At 54.3% G+C, this 21,345-nt stretch carries 19 protein-coding genes; 4 read left to right on the plus strand and 15 right to left on the minus strand.

The annotated features are described in order from the left end of the window. Positions 1-243 precede the first annotated feature (243 nt). The 6 genes from PJDR2_RS32200 to PJDR2_RS29585 all read right to left on the minus strand — a co-directional run bounded on the left by PJDR2_RS32200 (position 244) and on the right by PJDR2_RS29585 (position 9,011). Positions 244-2,103, minus strand: a complete 1,860-nt coding sequence (locus PJDR2_RS32200; RefSeq protein ID WP_015847414.1) for a glycosyltransferase family 2 protein — start codon at positions 2,101-2,103, stop codon at positions 244-246. Between the two features lie 11 nt (positions 2,104-2,114). Next, a complete protein-coding gene (locus PJDR2_RS29560) occupies positions 2,115-3,623 on the minus strand; it encodes a glycosyltransferase family 2 protein (protein WP_015847415.1) in 1,509 nt (502 codons plus the stop codon). Continuing rightward, positions 3,580-5,724 carry a glycosyltransferase family 2 protein gene (locus PJDR2_RS29565; protein ID WP_015847416.1) on the minus strand — a complete coding sequence of 715 codons (2,145 nt, stop codon included), beginning with the start codon at positions 5,722-5,724 and terminating at the stop codon, positions 3,580-3,582. Before PJDR2_RS29565 ends, PJDR2_RS29560 begins: the two co-directional genes overlap by 44 nt. A 108-nt stretch (positions 5,725-5,832) precedes the next feature. Then, positions 5,833-6,765, minus strand: coding sequence for a DUF6385 domain-containing protein (locus tag PJDR2_RS33685; protein ID WP_265525089.1), 933 nt, complete (start codon positions 6,763-6,765; stop codon positions 5,833-5,835). After that, entirely contained in the window at positions 6,750-8,513 is a 1,764-nt protein-coding gene (locus tag PJDR2_RS33340; protein WP_015847418.1) for a beta strand repeat-containing protein, read from the minus strand. Before PJDR2_RS33340 ends, PJDR2_RS33685 begins: the two co-directional genes overlap by 16 nt. Before the next feature lie 9 nt (positions 8,514-8,522). Further along, positions 8,523-9,011 carry a DUF6385 domain-containing protein gene (locus tag PJDR2_RS29585; protein ID WP_015847419.1) on the minus strand — a complete coding sequence of 163 codons (489 nt, stop codon included), beginning with the start codon at positions 9,009-9,011 and terminating at the stop codon, positions 8,523-8,525. Positions 9,012-9,190: 179 nt separating this feature from the next. On the opposite strand from PJDR2_RS29585, the gene PJDR2_RS29590 reads away from it, so the two are divergent. Further along, the gene (locus PJDR2_RS29590; RefSeq protein WP_015847420.1) at positions 9,191-9,724 is read left to right on the plus strand and encodes a hypothetical protein; all 534 of its coding nucleotides are present in this window, start codon (positions 9,191-9,193) and stop codon (positions 9,722-9,724) included. Beyond that, a complete protein-coding gene (locus PJDR2_RS29595; RefSeq protein ID WP_015847421.1) occupies positions 9,724-10,308 on the plus strand; it encodes a hypothetical protein in 585 nt (194 codons plus the stop codon). The genes PJDR2_RS29590 and PJDR2_RS29595 overlap by 1 nt, the downstream gene beginning before the upstream one ends. A gap of 67 nt (positions 10,309-10,375) precedes the next feature. On the opposite strand, the gene PJDR2_RS29600 is transcribed toward PJDR2_RS29595, so the two are convergent. From PJDR2_RS29600 to cls, 7 genes are all read right to left on the minus strand, one after another. Further along, entirely contained in the window at positions 10,376-10,921 is a 546-nt protein-coding gene (locus tag PJDR2_RS29600; RefSeq protein ID WP_015847422.1) for a glutathione peroxidase, read from the minus strand. A 411-nt stretch (positions 10,922-11,332) separates the two neighbouring features. Beyond that, positions 11,333-11,818 carry a CcdC family protein gene (locus PJDR2_RS29605; protein ID WP_015847424.1) on the minus strand — a complete coding sequence of 162 codons (486 nt, stop codon included), beginning with the start codon at positions 11,816-11,818 and terminating at the stop codon, positions 11,333-11,335. A gap of 110 nt (positions 11,819-11,928) precedes the next feature. Continuing rightward, positions 11,929-12,909: an aldo/keto reductase gene (locus PJDR2_RS29610; RefSeq protein WP_015847425.1), complete on the minus strand. Its 981-nt coding sequence runs from the start codon at positions 12,907-12,909 to the stop codon at positions 11,929-11,931. A 101-nt stretch (positions 12,910-13,010) separates the two neighbouring features. Continuing rightward, positions 13,011-14,468 carry a catalase gene (locus PJDR2_RS29615; protein ID WP_015847426.1) on the minus strand — a complete coding sequence of 486 codons (1,458 nt, stop codon included), beginning with the start codon at positions 14,466-14,468 and terminating at the stop codon, positions 13,011-13,013. A 138-nt stretch (positions 14,469-14,606) separates the two neighbouring features. Further along, complete coding sequence (locus tag PJDR2_RS29620) at positions 14,607-15,374, minus strand: winged helix-turn-helix domain-containing protein (RefSeq protein ID WP_015847427.1); 768 nt, start codon at positions 15,372-15,374, stop codon at positions 14,607-14,609. Then, positions 15,359-15,745 (minus strand): Fur family transcriptional regulator, encoded by a 387-nt coding sequence (locus PJDR2_RS29625; RefSeq protein ID WP_041614788.1) that lies wholly within the window; start codon positions 15,743-15,745, stop codon positions 15,359-15,361. Before PJDR2_RS29625 ends, PJDR2_RS29620 begins: the two co-directional genes overlap by 16 nt. A 449-nt stretch (positions 15,746-16,194) precedes the next feature. After that, complete coding sequence (gene cls, locus PJDR2_RS29630) at positions 16,195-17,643, minus strand: cardiolipin synthase (RefSeq protein ID WP_015847429.1); 1,449 nt, start codon at positions 17,641-17,643, stop codon at positions 16,195-16,197. Between the two features lie 153 nt (positions 17,644-17,796). Between cls and PJDR2_RS29635 the strand changes: the two genes are divergently transcribed. Beyond that, positions 17,797-19,113: a deoxyguanosinetriphosphate triphosphohydrolase family protein gene (locus PJDR2_RS29635; RefSeq protein ID WP_015847430.1), complete on the plus strand. Its 1,317-nt coding sequence runs from the start codon at positions 17,797-17,799 to the stop codon at positions 19,111-19,113. On the opposite strand, the gene PJDR2_RS29640 is transcribed toward PJDR2_RS29635, so the two are convergent. After that, a complete protein-coding gene (locus tag PJDR2_RS29640) occupies positions 19,114-20,079 on the minus strand; it encodes a nucleoside hydrolase (RefSeq protein ID WP_015847431.1) in 966 nt (321 codons plus the stop codon). It abuts the gene before it with no gap. 74 nt (positions 20,080-20,153) lie between these two features. On the opposite strand from PJDR2_RS29640, the gene PJDR2_RS32665 reads away from it, so the two are divergent. Next, positions 20,154-20,309 (plus strand): DUF1540 domain-containing protein, encoded by a 156-nt coding sequence (locus tag PJDR2_RS32665; RefSeq protein WP_015847432.1) that lies wholly within the window; start codon positions 20,154-20,156, stop codon positions 20,307-20,309. Positions 20,310-20,390: 81 nt separating this feature from the next. Here PJDR2_RS32665 and PJDR2_RS29645 read toward each other — a convergent pair whose 3' ends face one another. Next, a complete protein-coding gene (locus tag PJDR2_RS29645) occupies positions 20,391-21,323 on the minus strand; it encodes a D-alanyl-D-alanine carboxypeptidase family protein (protein WP_015847433.1) in 933 nt (310 codons plus the stop codon). Between the last annotated feature and the right edge of the window lie 22 nt (positions 21,324-21,345).

Raw genomic sequence — 21,345 nt, forward strand, 5'->3', positions numbered from 1 at the left:
GATATGCTGCACGTTGTACAGGATATTCGCCGATCCAGGCTGTTTCTGCGTAAAACGTTGTACATTTTGCAAGATACACTTCAGATCTTAGCTAATCAAAGTAGGTTTACGCGCAATATCCTGCAGATCATACAGTTTAATTCCAATAAATGGATTATAATTCAGAAATATAATGCATTTTTTGCAATGGAAAAGGTCATATACGTAAGAGTTTACAAGCTGTATAACGCGAAACAAAAGAGCTTATAGGCTGTACAGCACGGAGGTTATACGCAGCATCAACTCCTGCTCGCAGAGCAGCGGCGCTGCGAGAACAGGGACCTGCGCGGCGCTGCGGGCGCGCGCCGCAAGCGCTGCCGCGAGCCCCGCCGCGGCGGCTCGCGAGACCCATGGCTGCGCCGCCGCTTCGCGCGCAGCCGCAAACTGCTCCGCCGCGGCCGGCATGTCGCCCGCGGCGAAGTGCAGGACGCCCGCGGCAAGCCGCGCAGGCGCACCGGGCTGCGCTGCCGCGCGCAGCCTCTGTGCCGCGGCCAGCGCGGGCACAGGCGGCGCTGCGCCTAGCAGCGCGCACCATTGCAGCGGCGCCGCGGGCACAGGCGCCGCCAAGGGCGGTGGCGCGGCTGGGCAAAGCCGCAGCCACGCGGGCCAGGCACGCACGCGAAGCAGCGCGTGCGCAATCCCGGCGGGCGGCGGCTCAGCCCGCCCGCCATCCGCCCAGGCAAGGGCGGCGAGGTACTCGCCCCTGCCCGGGTACGCATCCGGCAGCTGCGCCCAGCGCTGCCGGGCAGCGGCCGGATCGCCCTGCTGCGCGGCGAGCAGGCCGCTCCAAAAAGCTTCCCCGACCGCCAGCCCGGTCATCAGCCGGCTGCTTACCTCGGGCTCAAGCTGCAGTCCGGCGTCAGCCAGCAGCTCCAGCATGAAGCGGCAAAGCCTATGATCGCCGGTGGCTGCCGCGCGGTTGGCCGCAGCCAACCAATGCGTTCTATGATCCGCGTCAAGCGTGCCCAGCATAACAAGCCTTTCCCATGCCGGCCGATAACCGGGGTTAGCCTCAAGCGCTGCCGCATAAGCCTCGGCTGCCCGATTCCAGTCATAGCCGCGTTCCGCCGCATAACCGGCGGCAAGCAGGGTCCGGTAGCTTCCGGAGCCGGCAGCGGAAGAGTAATGCGCAGACCGTGCGCCAGCCAAGCATGCCCGCTCCAGCACCGATCCGGCCTCGCCAGGCCGGTCCATCTCCATCAGCACCGCCGCGTAAGCTTCATGCAAATCCGGGAAATCGGCATACCTCGTTAGGCCGCTCCGGGCATAACGCTCCGCATCCTCCAGCCTGCCAAGCGCCCGCAACGCATGGACCAGCTTCAGCCATATGTCGGACAAATAGCCGGCGTCGTCACCCGCTTCTTTCCCGTTCACCATAGGCTCCAGCCATTCGGCCGCCCGCTCCCAGTCCCCGTAAGTAAAATATTCCGTACCCATCGCATACCGAAGCACCGGATTTTCCGGTTCACGGTTCAATGCGGCGAGCAGGATCCGTTTATTGCGTTCCTTTTTCCCGCGCCTTGCCATAACGGCATGCCGGTACCCCTCATGAAGCACTTCAACCGGGGCAAAACGCAGGGCCTCTTCTCCGCAGGCCGAAACGGCCGTTGCCGCTTCCTCATGAATTGCGCCGGAGAACCGGATCCTCGGATCGTTCCTGAAAAGCCGGCAGACCGCATCCGAGACCTCTTCCTCCCCGCTCCTGCCGTCAACCCGGCTTCTGATCCGAATCAAATAGCCATAGCATTGCTCTGCCGACAGCAGCTGGCTCCATTCCTTCACGGGAAGCGGGAGAAGCCGTTCGTCCGCATCCAGCACCAGAATCCACGGCTGGGAAGCCTGCTCGATTGCGGCATTGCGGGCTAATGCAAAATCATCCTGCCAGACAACCCGCCGCACTATTGCACCGTAGGCTTCCGCTATGTCTGCCGACCGGTCTGTCGACCCCGTATCCGCCACTATAATCTCCGAGCAATAAGGAGCCGCCGCGGCCAGACAATCCGGCAGGAATAATTCCTCGTCCCGGACAATCATGCACAGCGTTATCGGAAGCTGGCCTTCCATCCCGTCCCTCCTTACCACCCTTCAAATCCGGGCAGCAGCATGCGGATGCTTTGAACGGCTTGCCGTTCGACAGGGCGCTCCTTCGACTGCTGAACCCGCTCCAAATACTGCTCCGCACGCGCCCTCCAATATACCGCGGAAGACAGCGTATCTTCCGCCTCATCCTTGCCAAGCCAGCCTGCAAAAGGCAGTCCGCTGTAATCCCCATCGCGCAAAGCATTCGCCTGCACGGCAAGCGAGTGCCGGAGCCCAGGCTCCTTGTAAAGCTCACCCTGCCATTCCAAATAGGCAGCCGCGCTGGCCGGACAGCCGCTTGCGACCATTACCCCGGCCAGCTTCAGCATAGCCGCTTCATCCGGGCAGGAGATCCGCCTTGCCATCCATGCAGCAAGCTGGCCTTCGCGGCCGGCGGTCCTCATGTATTTGCACAGCCGAAAAAGCGGCGGCAGCAAGCTGGGCTTAAACCGCAGCGCCTTCATATATGCTTGCTCCACGCCCTGCTCATCGTGCAGCGCTTCATAGATTCGTCCTTGCAAATAAGCGGTCCGGAACGTCCCCATTCCGTCCTCCGTATGGTAGCGCGCAGGCGCCGCTCCTAGCTCCAGCGCTTTTTCGGCGGCTTCCATAGCGTTCTTGAACCGTCCGGTACTCGCCGAGCAAAGCGCGATATAATGCCACAAATCCGTATAGTCCGGGAAAATAGCCGAGCCTTCCTTCGCTGGAGCCGCGGCTTCCTCCCATCTGCCTAGCAGTTGGAGACTAAGCGATTCGTATTTCAGCACCAGATGCGCATAAGAGAGCTGCTCAAAGCCGGCGGACCGCTTGGCAATCCGGAACGCTTCCAACGCTTCCTCCGCTCGGTTATTCCGCAAATATTCAACGCCGATATTATAGCGGTGGAACGTATTGTCCGGGTCTTCCGCAAGCGCAAGCTCGAGCAGCTCCATATTGCGCTGCAGCTTGTTTTTTTCCGCCACCACCTGGGTCCGGTAGCCATAATGATGAATGATGACATCCGTGAGGTGAAAACGGGCCGAAGGGTTTTTTCGCAAAATCGAAAACGAAATCTGCTCATGAATCCGCCCCTCGAACCGGTGGGCAGGGTCATTCCGGAACATCCGAAGCACGGGATGGATCGTCGAGCCCTGATCATGGTCCGGCCCGACCTGGTTTCTGATCTGAAGAAGCAGCGCGGACAGTTCCGCATGGCCGGCATACTCAAGCAGTTGAGGCTTTGTTGCCGCATCCAGCTGTTCATCCGCGTCAAGGAACAGAATCCATTCCCCGCTGGCCCGCTCCACCCCCTTGTTGCGCGCTTTGGCAAAATCATGCTCCCACCCGCTCCGGATCACCTGCGCTCCGTACCGCTCCGCTATGGCAATGGTCTCGTCGGTCGAACCGGTATCTACAACAATGATCTCGTCGGCTATGCCGAGTACGCTGTCGAGACAGCCGGGTAGATGCTTCTCCTCGTTCTTAACGATCATACATAAGGAAATCCGCTTCCGCTGTTCCGCCATTCACGCGCCTCCTTTGCCGCCCGTTCCAGCTGGTCTGCCAGCTCATCCATTCAACTCGGAGCAATGCTTCCTGAAGCTTCATCCGGTCCGGCTCCGACCAGCTGCCGTCCCAATTGCGGGTCCCGCTATACTCATCCGGCTGAAGAGCTTCAATAGCAAGCTGCAAGCAGGCTGCGGCGGCTCCAAGCCGCGCTCTTTCCGCATAAACGCCGCTTTTGTCGCTTTCGGCCGAACTGTCGAACAAGGATAACGCTTCGTTATGCAGCTTTTTCAAATACAGCAGTTCCCCAAGACGGAAGGATTGCTCACCGGTCAAACGGCCTTCCTTCTCGAAACGGTCAAGCATCTGTTCCGCCGCGGCATCCACGTAACCGTGGTCATAGAGAAGGGTTTCAAAATACGGCCTCAGTCCGTAAAAACCGCCTGCCAACCGATGCGCAAGGCGCAGCATCCCCCGGCTCACCGCCGTATCCAGCCAGCGGGCAGCTGCAGCGAGCTCCTGCTCCTTCGCGATTTTGTTCTGCGGTCCTTGCGCCGCCGGAAGCCAGCCGTTCAAATGCTCCGCCTCGTGGGCAAGACGCCCTCCCCCGAGAACAGCCGCCAGCTCCTCCCGACTGATCTGCAGCCCGTCATTCCAACGGCATAATGCCCAGTCCATGCCTAACTGCAGGATCTCGTATGAAGGCTCTGCGTCCGCGGACGGTTGGGCTGCTTGCAGCCAAGACCGAATCTGCGAGGCCGCTTCCGCATACTGACCGGTCCCGATCAGACAATCCGCAAACCCTCGTATATCGCACCAAGGAAGCTGTTCCGGCATTGGAGCACCCGCCGTTGACACGGATGTTGACTGGACCACTTCCCTCCACAGCGGCAAAGCCATACTATTGGCCCCGATACGGCTTAACACGCGGGCCATCAGCTTATGCGGATCTGCAACATCGTTACCGGTAAAGCTGCTTAGCTTCTGACGGATCTCCTGGTCGGGCACGCCAAGCTGCTGAAGGTAATCCGCCAAGGCTAACAAAGCCTCTTCCCAGCCCGGCTTTGCACCCAGCAAGGCTTCATATGCAAGCAAAGCTGCTTCAGCCTCTCCCGTCCGCTGCAGCACGGATGCCAGACGAAGCTGTGCCTGGTAGCTGCCCGCTCCATTTTCGGAGATATAGGAATGGGGTCTTGAACCCGCTTCAATAGCCGCCTCATAGGCTGCTTTTGCCTCCAACAGCATTCCCGCCGCCGATAAGCTGTTGCCCTGCAGCAAATACAGGTCCGGGTAATCTGGATATCGGAGCGTCTCCCCCCGAAGCAGCTCGGCAGCCTCCCCGTTCCGGGATAGAGCAAGAAGCGTAGTTGCGTAATCTCTAACGAGCGTCGGCCGGTATGGAGCGGATAGAGGGGTATAGCCAAGCGCTTTATCAAAGGCAACCGCCGCTTCTTCGGCTTTTCCAAGCTGGCATAACGTAACTCCGTAATTGTATAGACAAAAAGGGTCATTCGGCCGCTTGGTCAGCTGCCTAGAAATGACCCGTAAGTTCCGTTCCGCTTTGGATTTGCGCTGCAGCACATCCGGCATGTACCCGATATGAGCAATGTGAGAGTCCCCTGCACATAACGGACCGTCCACATCCTTCAGGACGGCACCGTCCTCCGTTTCACGGACACGGACGAGCTGCTCATGAATTTCTCCATGATAGACATACCCTCGGTCAGCACGGAACAGACGCACGGCTTCGCTCGTCATGCTGCGGCCGGTATTGGAGCCATCGAGCAGATGCTCCATCCGAAGCCGATAGGCAGGCGATGCGGCTTTTCGCAGCCCCTGTCTGAGCGATTGCGAATCACCCTTCAGCCGTTCATCCGCATCCAGAACCAGAACCCATATGGTACGTGCATGCTCCAATGCCAGATTGCGGGCAGAGGAGAAGTTATCCTTCCACTCCGCCTTAATCACTCTTGCTCCATACCGCAGGGCAATGTCCACCGTTCCGTCCGTCGAACCTGTGTCGACAACGATTAGCTCATCGGCTATGCCGCGAATGCTGTCCAAGCATTCGGGAAGCATATCCTCTTCATTGCGTACGATGATGTGAACACCGAGCAGCATTTTATAACCCTCCTAAAAAGAATTAGCGCGTCTTTTGCGGTAATTCTTACTTCGTAAGCCTACGCCAAGAATTATCGCGTTCTTTGCGGTAATTCTTACTTCGTAAGCCTACGTGCCTTGGCCATTGAAGTATACGTCGACGGTGGTAGCACTGCCCGTCGTTGTCGAACGGTAAGCCAGTCTCGTATATTTCAGAAAACGCTGCGGCACAAGCACATCAACCGAGCCTACCGCGATACCCGTTACGCTTTCCACGTCGGTATACCAGTTCGTTCCGTTAGCGCTGATCTCAACACGCGCAGTCGCCGCATTTGTTCCCGGACCTTTGTTGTAGACAAAGTAAGAATAAGTGCCAAATACGCTGGTCGTAATAGCCGGTACAGCCGTATATGCATCTGCTGTTAGGTTATTCAGGTTCGCTACTTCTTGGAAGCTCTTTTGAGAAATAGAAGTGACACTGCTTAAAGTACCCGCGGTAATGGTTGCTCCAAGCAACGCAGTCAAGGTACCGGCTGTAATCGTTGTGCCTAGGACGGCGTTTAACGTTCCTCCGGTTATCGTTGCTGCGGATACCGCCACAGTACCAGCCGTGATCGTTGTGCCAAGCACTGCTGTCAATGTTCCCGCCGTGATCGTCGCGCCAAGCAAGGCGTCCAGCGTTCCTGCGGTAATTGTTGCTCCGGATACGGCCACCGTACCAGCTGTAATTGTTGTGCCTAGGACGGCATTTAATGTGCCTCCGGTTAACGTTGCTGCAGACACCGCCACTGTACCGGCTGTGATTGTCGTGCCAAGTACCGCCGTGATCGTTCCTGCTGTGATTGTTGCTCCTAAAACTGCATCCAATGTGCCCGCTGTAATAGTAGCTCCCAACAATGCATCCAGCGTTCCCGCTGTGATCGTCGCCCCAGACACGGCCACAGTGCCGCCCGAAAGCGCTACTGTCCCGCCTGAGATCGCTACCGTACCTGCTGTGATCGTAGTACCAAGTACCGCTGTGATCGTTCCTGCTGTGATTGTTGCTCCTAAAACTGCATCCAATGTGCCGCTGTAATAGTCGCTCCCAACAATGCATCCAGCGTTCCAGCTGTGATCGTAGTGCCAAGTACCGCTGTGATCGTTCCTGCAGTGATTGTTGCTCCTAGAACCGCATCAAGTGTACCTGCTGTGATCGTTGCACCTAACAATGCATCCAATGTGCCTGCCGTAATCGTCGCTCCCAACAATGCATCCAGCGTTCCCGCTGTGATTGTCGCCCCGGACACGGCCACAGTGCCGCCCGAAAGCGCAACTGTTCCTCCGGAGATCGCAACCGTACCTGCTGTGATCGTAGTACCAAGTACCGCTGTGATCGTACCGGCTGTGATTGTCGCGCCTAGAACCGCATCAAGTGTACCTGCAGTGATTGTCGCTCCCAACAATGCATCCAATGTGCCTGCCGTTATCGTCGCTCCCAACAATGCATCCAGCGTTCCCGCTGTGATTGTAGCGCCAGACACGGCCACCGTGCCGCCCGAAAGCGCTACTGTTCCTCCAGAAATCGCTACCGTACCTGCGGTAATCGTAGTACCAAGTACCGCTGTGATCGTACCTGCAGTAATCGTCGCTCCCAACAATGCATCCAGCGTTCCCGCTGTGATTGTAGCGCCAGACACGGCCACCGTGCCGCCCGAAAGCGCTACTGTTCCTCCGGAAATCGCTACCGTACCGGCCGTGATCGTAGTACCAAGTACCGCTGTGATCGTACCTGCAGTAATCGTTGCTCCTAGAACGGCATCAAGTGTACCTGCAGTGATCGTCGCTCCTAACAATGCATCCAATGTGCCCGCTGTAATAGTTGCTCCCAACAATGCATCCAATGTGCCCGCTGTAATAGTTGCTCCCAACAATGCATCCAATGTGCCCGCTGTAATAGTTGCTCCAGACACCGCCACCGTTCCTCCGGCTATCTCAAACGTGCCGCCAGATACCGCGACTGTACCGCCTGAAATGGCTACGGTACCGGCCGTGATCGTGGTGCCAAGCACGGCGTTAATCGTTCCGCCTGTGATCGTCGCTCCAAGTAACGCGTTCAATGTTCCCGCCGTTATCGTTGCTCCTAGCACAGCATCTATCGTTCCTGCAGTAATTGTCGCTCCCAGCAACGCGTCCAATGTTCCAGCTGTTATCGTTGCTCCTAGCACAGCATCCAGCGTTCCGCCTGTAACGGTCGCGCCGGACACCGCCACCGTTCCTCCGGACAGCTCAAAGGTACCGCCCGATACTGCGACTGTACCGCCGGAGATGGCTACCGTACCGGCCGTGATCGTTGTGCCAAGCACGGCGTTAATCGTTCCGGCGGTAATGGTGGCGCCAAGCACGGCATCTACTGTCCCGCCCGTAACGGTTGCACCGGATACGGCGACTGTGCCGCCGGATACTTCGACCGTTCCTCCGGAGATCGCCACCGTACCGGCCGTAATCGTTGTGCCAAGTACAGCGCTGATCGTACCGCCTGTAATTGTCGCACCCAGTAAGGCGCTTAAAGTACCACCCGCCAGAGTAGCATCCACCGTTCCTCCGGAAACGGCTACCGTTCCGGTCACCCCAACCGTGCCGCCAGATATGGCAACCGTACCGGCCGTAATCGTCACACCCAAAATACTGCTGATCGTACCGTCAAGCATCACGGTAACCAGATTGCCGCTTGAGTCCACTGTCAGCGGCCGCGCCGTATCCGTACTGTCTTTACCAAAGATTAAAGTGCGTAAATTATCAGGATTCGGATTAAATGTCGAAAAGTTTGGCATGCCTTCCCATCACCTATTTTCTCTTAGAAAATGAAATTCATGAACCGAGGTCATCTGCGTTCGCTGTGCCTGAAAATATACCTGGATCAAAGTTGAAGCACCTGGCTGCTGCGAGCGTATCGAGAGTCTTGTAAAATGCAAAAATCTCGACGGAGTCATAATGATCATGCCCCCCGGCTCCACGACGCTCTCATAGTCGCTTGCGAAATCCACCCCGTTTGGTCCAACCTCCAAGCGCACAACGGCTGCATTTCCTCCCCGGTTCAGCACTGAGTAAGAAAGCACCAAATCGGAGGATGTGTCTTGTTTGGGCATCGGGACGAATTCATCTGATGTCGCAGCTTCTTCATATTCAATGGAACGGAAACTTTGACAACAGTTGCCGTCTTTGCCCCTGCGGCAAACACGTCTTCGGGGGATACAGCGTTTCTTGGGCTTTAACGGCTTTTTGCGGCAACGACGTGGTCTTCTATGTTTGCATCCTGCTGTTTTTCCCATTTCTCCTCTTCTCCTCAATGTCCATGCTTCCATTACTTTATGTGTAAACGAATTTGTCCGCGGCGGCGATTGACGCCTGTAGATTCACCTAACTTCCTTCTCATCGTTAAATCCCCATACGAATCCGGCTTTTCCACCATATACTGTGGCAAGCATTTCGATACAAGAGGTGGGGACAATTGACGAATTACTCCGTATTTAACAGCGAGAACAATCCGCTTTATATTTTGCTGAATAACCGCTACAGCAGTCCTGCCATCGTGGCTCCTCCTGAAGAAGACGCTGCTGCGAGCGGCCGGTTTTTTATGGTCACTTCGGCTAGCACAGCCGTAGGCGCGGGCTCCAACTTGTTGATTCAGATTACCAATCCAAACGGCAGCGGAAGGTCGCTGTATGTTTCAAAAATTAGCGGTGGAGTGAGTGCGGCTGCAACAGTGAACCTTTATTCGGGAGGCACGGTCACGGGTGGTACAACGCCAACTCCGTTTAACATGCAGCTTGGCAACGCGACAACAAGCGTAGCTACCGCTAGGGTAACTACCGGAAGCGTGTCGGGTTCACCAACGTTGTTCTATACCACTTTGCTGGCGGCGGGGATGTTTGAGGTTGCTTTTGCAGGGGGACTTATTGTAGCGCCTAACCGTTCAGTCACCATCTCAGTTGGTACCGGTGCCATTACGGCGGCGGCCAATATTTCGTGGTGGGAGTTTTAATGCCGAATAACCCGATATTTGACGGCTCCAACGGGCCCTTGTACGGAGCGGCAGCCAACTCCTATACGCAGCCCGGGTCCGAGATTCCGGTTCAGTCCGGCACCTCCGTACAAGCCGGAAGCTCCTTCAGCATCAGCGCATCCAACAGCTTGTCCTTAGGACTGTTAGGGGGAAGCGTCAATATCTCGATTCGCATCGCCAACCCTTCGGGCAGCGGCAAAACCGCGTACCTTGGACAGATCATCGGGTACACCAACATTTCGCTAAGCCTGCTTTCGAGCTTTTCCGCGCAAGTGACGGTCTACAGCGGTGGAACCGTTGCTTCCCCAACTACCGTAACGCCGGTCAATTTTAACTTGGGAAGCGGGACGGCCAGTGTCGCTTCCGTCACCACCTCTATCAACGCCGTGACTGGCGGGACGGCTTTTATCCTATATCCGCTGCAGCCTGGCCCATTCTCTTTTTCCGTTGGCGGGGGCGTTTCCGTACCGCCGGGACAGACCTTAACCGTTAACGTAGTAGGCTCTTTGACCGTGCTTGGCCTGATGGGGGTCGGCGCGGAGGTCATCTGGTGGGAAGCTTGAATAAACAGCAAAAAAGCCCACGCTGCCTTGAACGGGCGACATGAGCTTTTATTAAGGCAGTATGAGATTACAGCAGCTTCTGGATATCTTCCACCATATTTAGCGGCTCGTCCGTCGATTCAAACCGTTTGATGACGTTGCCCTCGCGGTCAACGAGGAACTTCGTGAAGTTCCATTTCACGTCGTTGCCTTCCAGGTAATGAGGCAGCTTCTCCGACAGGAAAGTATGAAGCATTTTGCCGCTTGGCTCCGAGGTGTCAAAGCCGTGGAACGGAGCTTGCTCCGTCAAATACTTGAACAGAGGATGAGCCGATTCTTCACGGACATCCGTCTTCGCAAACAGCGGGAAGGATACGCCGTAGTTGATCTGGCAAAATTCCTGCACATCCGAATTCGAGCCTGGCTCCTGTTCGCCGAACTGATTGCTCGGAAAGCCCAGAATTTCGAGTCCTTGCTCCTTGAATTGCTCATATACCTTCTGCAGGTCGGAATATTGAGGCGTGAAGCCGCATTTGCTTGCTGTATTTACGATGACCAGAACCTTGCCCTTGTAATCCTCCAGGCTAACACGCTGCCCTCTAATTGTATCTGCTTCAAATGAATAAACGCTCATAATATATCCTCCTCCGACTAAATGATTTGATTAAAATTAAATTGCATACAATTTATATCATATTCCGATGCCCTATGTCAAACATTGAATAGCTAGTCTGCGCACGAATAAGGGGAAATTTCCGTCTTGCAGCGCTCGCTTTTGATTAATGCAACGGGCAACCAGCCTATTAAGTCGGTTTTTTTCCCTTACAGCTACCCGCTCCGTATCAGCCCAACTAACAACCAGCCCAATAAGTCGGTTTTTTCCTCTTACAGCTACCCGCTGCATATCAACGCTCCGAACAACTAGCGAATTAAGTCGGTTTATCCGTCTTGCGGCACGGAAGGACCGTGCCCATGAATCAAAAATAAACGACCGAATCTTGATTGCGGTCAAAAAAAGGGCGTGCCTCACGGCACGGCCCACTCGTTACATTTCCGCCTTTTGCAAACGCATATAGTCGCCAACCATGGCGAAACGCCACGGGAGGATCATCCCAAACGCGAGCAGGTAGAACAAAGCCCCTGTCTGCGGGATCGACATATATTGCTCGACTACGCTATGCAGCGCTAGCCGGATCGCAAGCAAGGTCAGCATGATGAAAATAAACGCCTTGGAACGGCGGACGAATATATCGGATTCGACTCTCTCGAGACGCGTTGTGACGATAAGTGGGAACGAGAAGATCAAAAGCCCCGTGCCAAAAGCCGATAACCCCCACAGCCAGTGGATATGGGTAACGGGAAAAGCAAACATCATAAAGCCCGTCGACATGCCTAGCGGCGGGGCGATAATTTTACGCAGGTTCGTCGGCTGTTTGCCCGCCCGCATGCGAAGCACGATAAGCGTCAGACCGGCACAAACCGAAAAAACGATGGACGCCACTTGAATGAGATGTGTATTTGCAGATAGCATCGTTATCTATCCTCATTTCAAAATAGGTTAGCTACACCCATCGTACTGCAAAATTTTAAACAGTGCAAACCTTCTGAAGCCCGCAAGTTTATGCCTTTCAAACGATCCAATCAATAAGATCCGCGGATAAACGGATGGACCTGTTCCTTATAGAAAGCCGCAAGACGCTCCCGATCTTCTGCCGTAAATGAAGGCACGTCCAGTGCCGCAAGATTATCCTCCACCTGACGGACGTTGCGGAAGCCCGGAATTACGCAAGTGACGGCTTCATGATCAAGCAGCCAGCGCAGCGATGCACGCGTCATATTGCCGCGGCCCTCCTCCATCCAGCGCAGCTGGTCGGCCAGCTCGACGCCTTTGGCAAAGCCTAGACCGGCGAATGTCTCGCCCACGTTAAACGCTTCGCCGTTCTCGTTAAAGCGGCGGTGGTCATCCGCTTCGAAGGTGGACGATGCCGTGAACTTCCCCGTCAATAGACCGCTCGCAAGCGGCAGGCGAACCAAGATGCCAACGCCGCGGCGATGCGCTTCATTGAGCAGCTCAAGCGGCTTCTGGCGGAAAATATTATAGATGACCTGAAGCGCGCGCACATTCGGCTGCTCCAGGCAGAAGAGACCTTCCTCCACCGATTCTACGCTTACGCCGTAATGACGGATTTTGCCTTCCTGTTGCAGCTTGTCCAGCACCTCGAACACGCTTCCGTTCTTCAGAATCGACATTGGCGGGCAATGGATCTGGTACAGATCAATCCGCTCGCGCTCCAGACGCTTCAGGCTGGCTTCGCAATAAGCGCGGACCGAAGCCTCCGAGTAGGTCGCCGGATCATGAATATCTCCCGCGCGGCAAAATTTCGTCGCGATATAAATCTCATCCTCGCGCCCTTTGGCGGCTTGCGCGAGCAGCTGCTCGCTGTGGCCGTCTCCGTACACGTCTGCCGTATCAAAGAAGTTGACGCCTTTATCGATGGCAGCCTCAAGCGCCATGAGCGATTCCTTATCGTTGACGTTGCCCCAGGCACCGCCAATCGCCCATGTTCCGAAGCTGATCTCGCTAACTTTCAATTCCGATGAACCTAACCCGCGATATTGCATCCTCTCACCTCGTTATGTAATCGTTTACGTCAATAGTGTAACAAAAAAACGGCCGAAGCCCAATCGTCAATCGATCGGCTTCGGCCGTTGGTTTTATAAAATTAACGCTGGTGCTGCATATAGGCGCTGATATCTACGCCAAGCCCTTTCGAAAGGCGGATACCGAATTCCACGTTAGCGCGGAAGAAGTTGCATACAGCACGCAGCTGGACATTTTCGCTTGCGTGCTTCAGGTCGTTCACCAGATTGCTGACCAGATTATCCCGCTGCTCTGGCGGCAGCGACAAGTAGCGCTCCCCTGCCTGCGTGAAATCATCGGTCTTGTCGATCTTCTGACGTCCGGCATAGCCATGCAATGGCGCGTCGCCGTCCTTGTACTCCGAAACTTCCCGCGGGCTTTCCGAAGAGCTGTTAGGCTCATAGTTAACGGTTGAAGGATCGGCTTTCATCGTCATCGCGCCACCTTGCTGATGGTTGCGAACCGGCGCGTAAGGGCAATTGACCGGAATATGAAGATAGTTGGCCCCAAGACGGTAGCGCTGCGCATCCGGGTACGAGAATAGGCGTCCTTGGAGAAGCTTGTCTTCCGAAGGCTCAATGCCGGGTACTACGGCGCTAGGCGCAAAAGCAGACTGCTCGACTTCGGCAAAATAATTGTCCGGATTGCGGTTCAGCCGCATGGTGCCAACAAGCTGCAGCGGGTACATATCCTCCGGCCAAATCTTCGTTGGATCCAGCGGATCGAAGGAATAACGGTCCAGATGCTCAACCGGCATCAGCTGCACATGCAGATCCCACTCCGGATATTGGCCTAGTTCGATGGAATCGTATAAATCCCGAGTCGCATGGTTGAAGTCTTTGCCTTGCATCTCGCTGGCTTCGGCAGCCGTAAAGTTGCGGACTCCCTGCTTCGATTTCCAATGGTATTTCACATACGTTACATTGCCCTCGTCATTTATCCACTTGAACGCGTGAACGCCAAAGCCGTCCATTTCGCGGTAGGAAGCAGGGGTGCCGGCATCGGAGAATACCCAAGTAAGCATATGGGTCGATTCCGGCGACAGCGTCATGAAGTCCCAGTAACGCTCCGGCTCTTGAATATTCGTTCGCGGGGACGGCTTAAGCGAATGAACCATATCCGGAAATTTGATCGCATCGCGTATGAAGAAGACCGGCAAATGGTTGCCGACGATATCCAGGTTGCCTTCCTCCGTGTAGAACTTCACTGCAAAACCGCGCGGATCGCGCGCCGTCTCCGGCGAACCTGTTCCGTGAATAACGGTGGAGAACCGGACAAACACGTCCGTTTCTTTGCCCGCTTCCCGCAGGAATGCTGCCTTTGTATGGGCACTCATGCTGCTTGCTGCCCGGAATACGCCATATGCGCCAGCCCCGCGCGCATGCACCACGCGCTCCGGAATACGTTCGCGGTCAAAATGGGCGATCTTCTCGATCAGATGGTAATCCTCCAGCAAGGTCGGGCCGCGTTGTCCGGCTGTTCTGGAGTTTTGATTATCGCCTACAGGCTTGCCTTGATTAGTGGTTAAACGGTTGATCATATCGGTACCTCCGGATTATTTATATTTAGACTTGATCTAAATCTTATAATCCTATTGTACGTTTACGGATCAACCCTGTCATGAACGTTGGATGAAAACCTAATGAAGAACAGATGAAGAAGGTCCCTGCACTCTCTTTTAATTGCCCCGTTCCTCTACCAGCCGATAGCCGACTCCGCGCACGGTCGCGATATAATGCGGCGCTACCGCGCTGTCCTTCAGCTTGCGGCGGAGCGTCTTGATATGCACATCCACGACATTGCTCCCCCCGAAATACTGGCTGCCCCATACCGCGTCAAACATCGCTTCGCGCGTGAGCACCGCCCCATCGGATGTCAGAAACATAAGGAGAAGATCATATTCCGTCTTGGTCAGCTCAATTCGCTCACCGCCGCGGAACACCGCCATTTTCTTCAGGTCGACGGTCAGGTCCTTGAACCGGTAGCTGGACAGATCGGGAGCCTTCCACTCGCCGAGCATCCGGTTGATCTGGTTAAGGGCTTCCTGCGGATTCGAAGGCCATGCGAGCAGCTCGGCATGTTTCGGAATAGCCGCTGCCATAATCCGGGCGTCCTCGTGGACCAGATACAGAAGGGATGCGCCGTTAATGGGAGAAGTTTGCGTCATCGCCGCATGAAGGGCATCTATGGCATCCGGAATAAGCGGATGCGGAGTGGCATCGTAAATTATCAGCTCCGGCTGCAGGCTGCTGACGAATGCCTTGTTCAGATCGTGGAGCGTGAACAGGTCGAAGCATTCCGCCGTAAGAAGATGCAGAAGGCTGTTCATCCGCTCGGGAAAAGGACTAACCGTCATAATCCGTTTGGTGAGGGAACATGCCTTCCCCTCCATCGACTCGCTGGAGGGCGGCCCCTCCATACGGTTATCTTCTACTTGCTGGCGCATAACTCGCATACCCCCTCTAATACAACATGTGCATCCTGAACCTTAAACTTCGTTTCTGCGGCAATTTTCTTCAGCCATTCCTCGGGCAGCTCGGTCAACACTTCCTCGACGCGACCGCACTGCTTGCACATAATATGATGGTGATCGTCCATTCTGGCATCATAGCGGCTGACAGCCTCGCCTAGCTTGAGCTCCCGGATGAGTCCGGCGTCGGTCAAATAACGGAGCGAATTGTATACCGTTCCGTACGCAAAGCTGACGCCTTTGTCGCGTAATCTTTCAATAATATCCGCCGCTGTCGGGTGATCATTGGATTCCTGGATCGCCTCGAGAATCGTTTTGCGCTGTACGGTTAAATTTATCTTAGTCATCATTATTCATTCCTTCAGTACAAGTTAATTTAGACTAAGTATAAATCTAAAGAATAGGAAGATCAACCGGGACTCTCTGCCTATATGCGCCATTCTCCCTCTTTAGAATGAGTAGCCAAACTTTACGAAAAATAATTATCTGAATATTTACAAAATTGAAATAATAGTTTATGATAGACCTACACCAAACGAAAGGGGATAGACCATTGAAGTAGGTTAGCGAAGCATGTCCTCACTATTTCCGGGAAGGAGATCGCAAGGTAAACCGGACATGCGGGAACTCAAATTCGTCTCTCGTCACTTGGACCCGATCAATACTTATTCGTTAGTAAGATTAAGGCAACGCAAGTTGTAGAATGGAGCGTTACGAAATTGAATAATTGCGATTCAGAAAGGTAAAGGGATTCCGGTTATCATTGATAAGCGGAATCCCTTTTTGCGTGCGTATTTTATAGAATAGGCGATAACAGCCGGGCGATGGACTCTTTGAACTTGTTCATCAGCGGCCGCTTCAAATAATCCTCGAAGGTTAATTCATGACAATCCTGCAGGTCAAGATCAAACAATCTTTCCAGTTCGCCTGCCGTTGCGCTGTCATAGATAAAGGCGTTCATTTCGAAGTTCAGCTTAAAGCTGCGGTTATCGATATTGGCCGTACCGACGGAAGCAAGCTGACCGTCAATGACAAGCGTCTTCGCGTGCAGGAAGCCCCGTTCATAAATGTAGCATTTGCCGCCCGCGGCAAGCAGTTCGTTCAAATACGAATGCGTTGCCCAGTACACGAAGAAATGATCGGGCTTGCCGGGCAGCATGACCTTCACTTCAATCCCCGACATAGCGGCCGTCTTGAGCGCGGTCATCAAACTCTCGTCCGGCACAAAATAAGGCGTCTGCAGACAGATGCTTTTTTTCGCGAAATAAATCATCTTGATGTAAGCATCCTTAATCTGCTGGGATTCCGAATCCGGTCCGCTCGCCACGACCTGCATGCCAATCGTCCCCACTGCCTGGAAGTGGCGCGGGAAGTAATGATAATCAAGCTCCACCATTCCCGCGGAAGCCAGATTCCAGTCCATCAGGAACTGCGCCTGCATTTGCAGAACGGCCCGTCCCTCCAGACGCAGATGCGTATCCCGCCATTCGCCGAAATACTTGTCGCGGCCCATATACTCATCCCCGATATTAAAGCCCCCGATATAGCCGATCCGCCCGTCTACGATAACAAGCTTGCGGTGATTCCGGAAATTGATCTTCAAATTAAGATAAGGAATCCGCGACGGAAAAAAGGCTGCCGCCTGTCCGCCGGCTTCCCGCAGCTCCTTGAAGAACTTCCGCGGCAGCCCCTTGCTGCCGATATGGTCATACAGAAACCGAACCTGCACTCCCTGCTTCGCTTTCTCCACAAGCGCCTGGATCAGGCGGTTGCCAAGCTTATCATCACGCACAATGTAATAGACAAGGTGAATATGATGTTGTGCGGACTCGATATCGCGCAGCAGCGCATCGAACTTGCTTTTCCCTGTTGTAAAAATCTGTACCGCATTGTTCTGCGTATACAAGGAATAGCTGCCTACCAGATTCATATGAATCATGCTCTGATAGTTAATAGTAGCGGGATCATTAAAAATGATATGCCGCTCCTCTAATTGAAGCTTCTGAGCTTCAATGGAATCTTCAATAATACGCTGGCTTTCGAGCAACATCTTATTCAGCTTCCGCTTGCGCAGCCGCTGCCCGAGAATAAGATAGAGCACAAACCCGACCCCTGGCAGGAAATACAGCACCATCAGCCAGGCCCACGTCGATCTTGCATCCTTTCGCTCGAGGAAAATAACGGTCAATGCCAGCAATATATTCAAGACGATAAAGACCGTTGAAACATCCTGTAAGACATTCATAGCTAGACGAGCCCCTCAATATATGGATAAAAACGTTAACTAGAGCATACCTCAAGCGGGAAAGATGTTCAAACCTTACACAAACATTCTTATTAAGAATCAATTATGTTACAATTTTCAGAAAAAAGTGCGGGCGGCATAGGAGGAAGAACCATGGACTTACGCAAATTTCGATTAGACGAACCAGCGCTCGGCACATTCAGCGAAGAACGCGACGAATACGAACGGGATTATGCAAGGCTTATTCAATCCCCCGCTTTCCGGCGGCTGCAAGGCAAATCGCAGGTGTTTGGCGCCGGATCCGGCGATTATTACCGGACAAGATTAACCCATTCCCTCGAGGTATCGCAGATTGCGCGCGAAGTGGCCAGACGCCTGGGGAAGCAGTATCCTTTTCTGAGCAAAAAAGAGCATCCCGGCCTCATTATGGATCCATCCGTCGTGGAAATCGCCGCGCTTGCCCATGATCTCGGGCATCCGCCGTTTGGCCATAAAGGCGAAGAGGTGCTGAACCGCTTATTGCTCGAGGAGCATGGCCTCGCATACGAGGGCAACGCGCAAAACTTCCGCATCCTCATGTTTCTGGAGAAACGCGCCGGCAGCGGCAGCGGTCTGGATCTGACGGCAGCCGTGCTGCTTGCGGTAAATAAATATCCTTATTCCCTGGACGAACCGGGCAGGCTGAAGGGGCTGTACAGCTCCGAATGGCATGCCATCAATCATATCCGCCAGCAATGGGCGATGCCAGTAGGCAGCTCCACCCTGGAAGCTCAACTGATGGACTTATGCGATGACATCGCTTATTCCACCCATGATATTGAAGACGGCATCCGTGCCGGCAAAATCCAAATGAACCGTACGTTCTTTGAGGATCAGCGGCTGATCGACAATCTGGTGCAGGAAATCGTAGAAGACCAAGGCAATATGGATGTGGGTTGGGATCAGGTTGATATTCCGGCGATGGTGGGGCGAGTGCTTGCTGCTTATCTGCTGCAGTGGGAAGAGCTTTATGCCCTGTACGATCATGAATCGTCCAGAACGCGAAGAGAGATGAAAGCGCGGTGGGTCAGCGTGTTTGCCGGGCGTGTGGGCATTATCGAAGATCCGGTAAAAGGCTGGAAGAAGGTAACGTTCGTGCTGGATGGTCAGCAGGATATCGACCTGCTGCGCACGATGGAAATATTGAAGAAGCTTGCGTGGGTAACGCTGATTAAGGATTTCCGCGTACAGCGGCTGCAAATGCGCAGCGAAATTATGATCCGCCGCCTGTGGGACAGCTTCAAAAGGCCCGAGCAAGGCCGCTTGATTCTGCCGCCGGACTGGGTGGCAAGCTTCGAGCAGCACAAGCACAATTGGACCTGGGCCCGCTTTATCGCGGACTATATTTCCGGCATGACCGATGCGTATGCGGAGAAGGTCTATGCCGAGCTGTACGCGAGCAAATCCGGTTCGATTTATGAAATGGACTAACTACTCCGCAGGATTCAGCACAGCGTTCTGCGACAGCGACGTAATATAATCGAAGAACCGTTCCGGCTCCACGTCATAAACAAGGCTCACCGGCCGTCCATCCGCTGTTTCGACTGTTCGGCCTTGACTTGGGCCGCGAGCGATAACGGTGCTATGGACGGTCTTCATTTCGACCAGGCTTGGATCGCCTACGACCGCTGTCGTCAGAACATCCCATAGGTAGTACGTTGAATTTGTTTCCATAAAGACAAGCGGCGGACATGCGGCATAACATTGCCCCACGAAGTCCAGTCCGGCATGCTTCCGAAGCGAAGCCCAGCGGTTGCGCACCGGAACGGTAAGCGGTACTTTATTGGTGCTCTCCAGCGCTACGAGCTCGATCTGGATACCGCTGTTCCATACGCGGTCTACCGCTTCCGGATCCCAGAAGGCGTTCCATTCCGCCGTACCGTCATGCTCCGGCTCTTGAACGTTTCCTTGTTCGTTAAAGGTACCGCCCATCCAGACCAGCTTGTCGATCTTCTTCTCAATCTCCGGCGCTTCGTCAAGCGCTCTCGCCAAGTCCGTAAGCGGACCGGTGAACAGCAGCGTCACTGGCTCATCGGACGCCAGAAGCTGCCGAATCATATGCTTATGGGCAGGCAATTCTGCCTCGGGCGTATGGATAACGCCAGGTTCGTTCAAAATCGGCAGCGCATCCACAAAGAACGTATGCATCCGCCATTCCGCCGGAAACGGATTACTTCCTCTCGAATTCGAGCGGGCAACTTCCACTTTGCCGCTTGTTCCCGGTGCTCCAAAGCGGTCAATGATTTTGCGGCTAGCCGCCATCCCCGGCTCCAAATATCCGTCTGCCGGAATCACCGATACGCCGACCAACTCGACATCCTTCATTTGCAGTACGAGAAACAGCGATACAAGATCGTCAACCCCCGCGTCATGATTAAAATAAAGCTTTTTTCCCATTGTTGTTCATTCCCTTCGTAAGTATAAAACAGGTTTGCGTTTGTCCATCCTAAGGCTAGGAGGTGATGATAATCATGGCTAAAGATGTACTGTGCGAAGTAAACTCCTGCAAGTACTGGGCAGCAGGCAATAATTGTGCCGCTACTTCGATTTATGTAGTGAATAACCGTTCGAAACAAGCAAGCAACTCGGATGAAACCGACTGCAAAACGTTTGAGCCAAAGATCTAAAAGAACGGGTAACGGCGCGCAGCCCTCTGCCGTGTATGATTTACACGCAATGGATGCTGAGCGCCGTCCCATTCGGCTCTATTATTTTGTTACCGGAACCGCGTTATAATACTCCTCCAGGGTCAGCCCCTTATCATTAATCTCCTTAGCCAGCTCCTTGCCTACATAGCGGAGATGCCAAGGCTCGTACTTGTAGCCCGTAATGGCGTCCTTGCCTTCCGGATAACGGATAATGAAGCCATATTCCGATGCATGATCCGCCAGCCATTCCGCTTCAGGAGTACCGCCGAAGCAATCCGTCGCGGCACATTTGCCGTCGCTGCCCGATACGTCAATCGCAAGACCGGTCTGATGCTCGCTCGTACCCGGGAATGCGCTGTACGTTAATGCTTTCTCCATGCCGTCTTTTTTCACGTAATTATTGAAAAGCGTCTTCTGCGTTGCTTGCGAACGGTAAGCCGAGACCCCGGCCAGGTAAATGCCGTCTTTCTCCGCACCGGCAAACAGATCTTCCAGAGCGCCAGCCGCTTCCTTGCGCATTTTGCGTTTGTCGATTTTCTCGCTGAACGTAAAGCGAACATCCGGATAAACCAGATCCTTAGGCTCGTAATTGTCAGGCAGCTTGTATTGCTTGTCCACCAGCACGGCTACGCTTGCAGGCTGAGCGACAACCGCGTAGCCATCCTCTTCCCCTGCAGTAGCTATCGCAGGCTTGTCAGCCGGTGTATCAGTTGGCTTGTCCGACGGTTTCTCGGACGGCGTATTTGAAGGTGTGTCCGACGGTTTGTCAGACGGCGCATCCGTTGGCGCATCCGTAGGCTCGTCCGAAACTGCAGGCTCATCCGATGCCGTAGGAGAAGGTTGTTCTGAGTTCTGGCTATTAGCCGCTGTCTCTTCCGGAGCCTGGGCCGTTAAATTTTCGTAGCGGATAAACAGAATGACTGCTATAGCAACCACGCATACCGCCAGAAAAGCTAATCCGCGTCTTTTTCGTCTTTGTACGTTTCTTCTCATGCTGCTCTCCTTATTCTTGCTT

The sequence above is a fragment of the Paenibacillus sp. JDR-2 genome (genome assembly GCF_000023585.1).
Lineage (GTDB): Bacteria > Bacillota > Bacilli > Paenibacillales > Paenibacillaceae > Pristimantibacillus.

What these genes read in the sequence shown, in the direction of transcription:
- PJDR2_RS29600 (WP_015847422.1), bottom strand. Translation starts at nt 10,921, where the DNA reads ATGAGCGTTTATTCATTTGAAGCAGATACAATTAGAGGGCAGCGTGTT.
- PJDR2_RS29560 (WP_015847415.1), bottom strand. Translation starts at nt 3,623, where the DNA reads ATGGCGGAACAGCGGAAGCGGATTTCCTTATGTATGATCGTTAAGAAC.
- cls (WP_015847429.1), bottom strand. Translation starts at nt 17,643, where the DNA reads ATGAATGTCTTACAGGATGTTTCAACGGTCTTTATCGTCTTGAATATA.
- PJDR2_RS32200 (WP_015847414.1), bottom strand. Translation starts at nt 2,103, where the DNA reads ATGGAAGGCCAGCTTCCGATAACGCTGTGCATGATTGTCCGGGACGAG.
- PJDR2_RS29635 (WP_015847430.1), top strand. Translation starts at nt 17,797, where the DNA reads ATGGACTTACGCAAATTTCGATTAGACGAACCAGCGCTCGGCACATTC.
- PJDR2_RS29625 (WP_041614788.1), bottom strand. Translation starts at nt 15,745, where the DNA reads ATGACTAAGATAAATTTAACCGTACAGCGCAAAACGATTCTCGAGGCG.
- PJDR2_RS29605 (WP_015847424.1), bottom strand. Translation starts at nt 11,818, where the DNA reads ATGCTATCTGCAAATACACATCTCATTCAAGTGGCGTCCATCGTTTTT.
- PJDR2_RS29595 (WP_015847421.1), top strand. Translation starts at nt 9,724, where the DNA reads ATGCCGAATAACCCGATATTTGACGGCTCCAACGGGCCCTTGTACGGA.
- PJDR2_RS29615 (WP_015847426.1), bottom strand. Translation starts at nt 14,468, where the DNA reads ATGATCAACCGTTTAACCACTAATCAAGGCAAGCCTGTAGGCGATAAT.
- PJDR2_RS29610 (WP_015847425.1), bottom strand. Translation starts at nt 12,909, where the DNA reads ATGCAATATCGCGGGTTAGGTTCATCGGAATTGAAAGTTAGCGAGATC.
- PJDR2_RS29565 (WP_015847416.1), bottom strand. Translation starts at nt 5,724, where the DNA reads ATGCTGCTCGGTGTTCACATCATCGTACGCAATGAAGAGGATATGCTT.
- PJDR2_RS29645 (WP_015847433.1), bottom strand. Translation starts at nt 21,323, where the DNA reads ATGAGAAGAAACGTACAAAGACGAAAAAGACGCGGATTAGCTTTTCTG.
- PJDR2_RS33340 (WP_015847418.1), bottom strand. Translation starts at nt 8,513, where the DNA reads ATGCCAAACTTTTCGACATTTAATCCGAATCCTGATAATTTACGCACT.
- PJDR2_RS29585 (WP_015847419.1), bottom strand. Translation starts at nt 9,011, where the DNA reads ATGGGAAAAACAGCAGGATGCAAACATAGAAGACCACGTCGTTGCCGC.
- PJDR2_RS32665 (WP_015847432.1), top strand. Translation starts at nt 20,154, where the DNA reads ATGGCTAAAGATGTACTGTGCGAAGTAAACTCCTGCAAGTACTGGGCA.
- PJDR2_RS29640 (WP_015847431.1), bottom strand. Translation starts at nt 20,079, where the DNA reads ATGGGAAAAAAGCTTTATTTTAATCATGACGCGGGGGTTGACGATCTT.
- PJDR2_RS29620 (WP_015847427.1), bottom strand. Translation starts at nt 15,374, where the DNA reads ATGCGCCAGCAAGTAGAAGATAACCGTATGGAGGGGCCGCCCTCCAGC.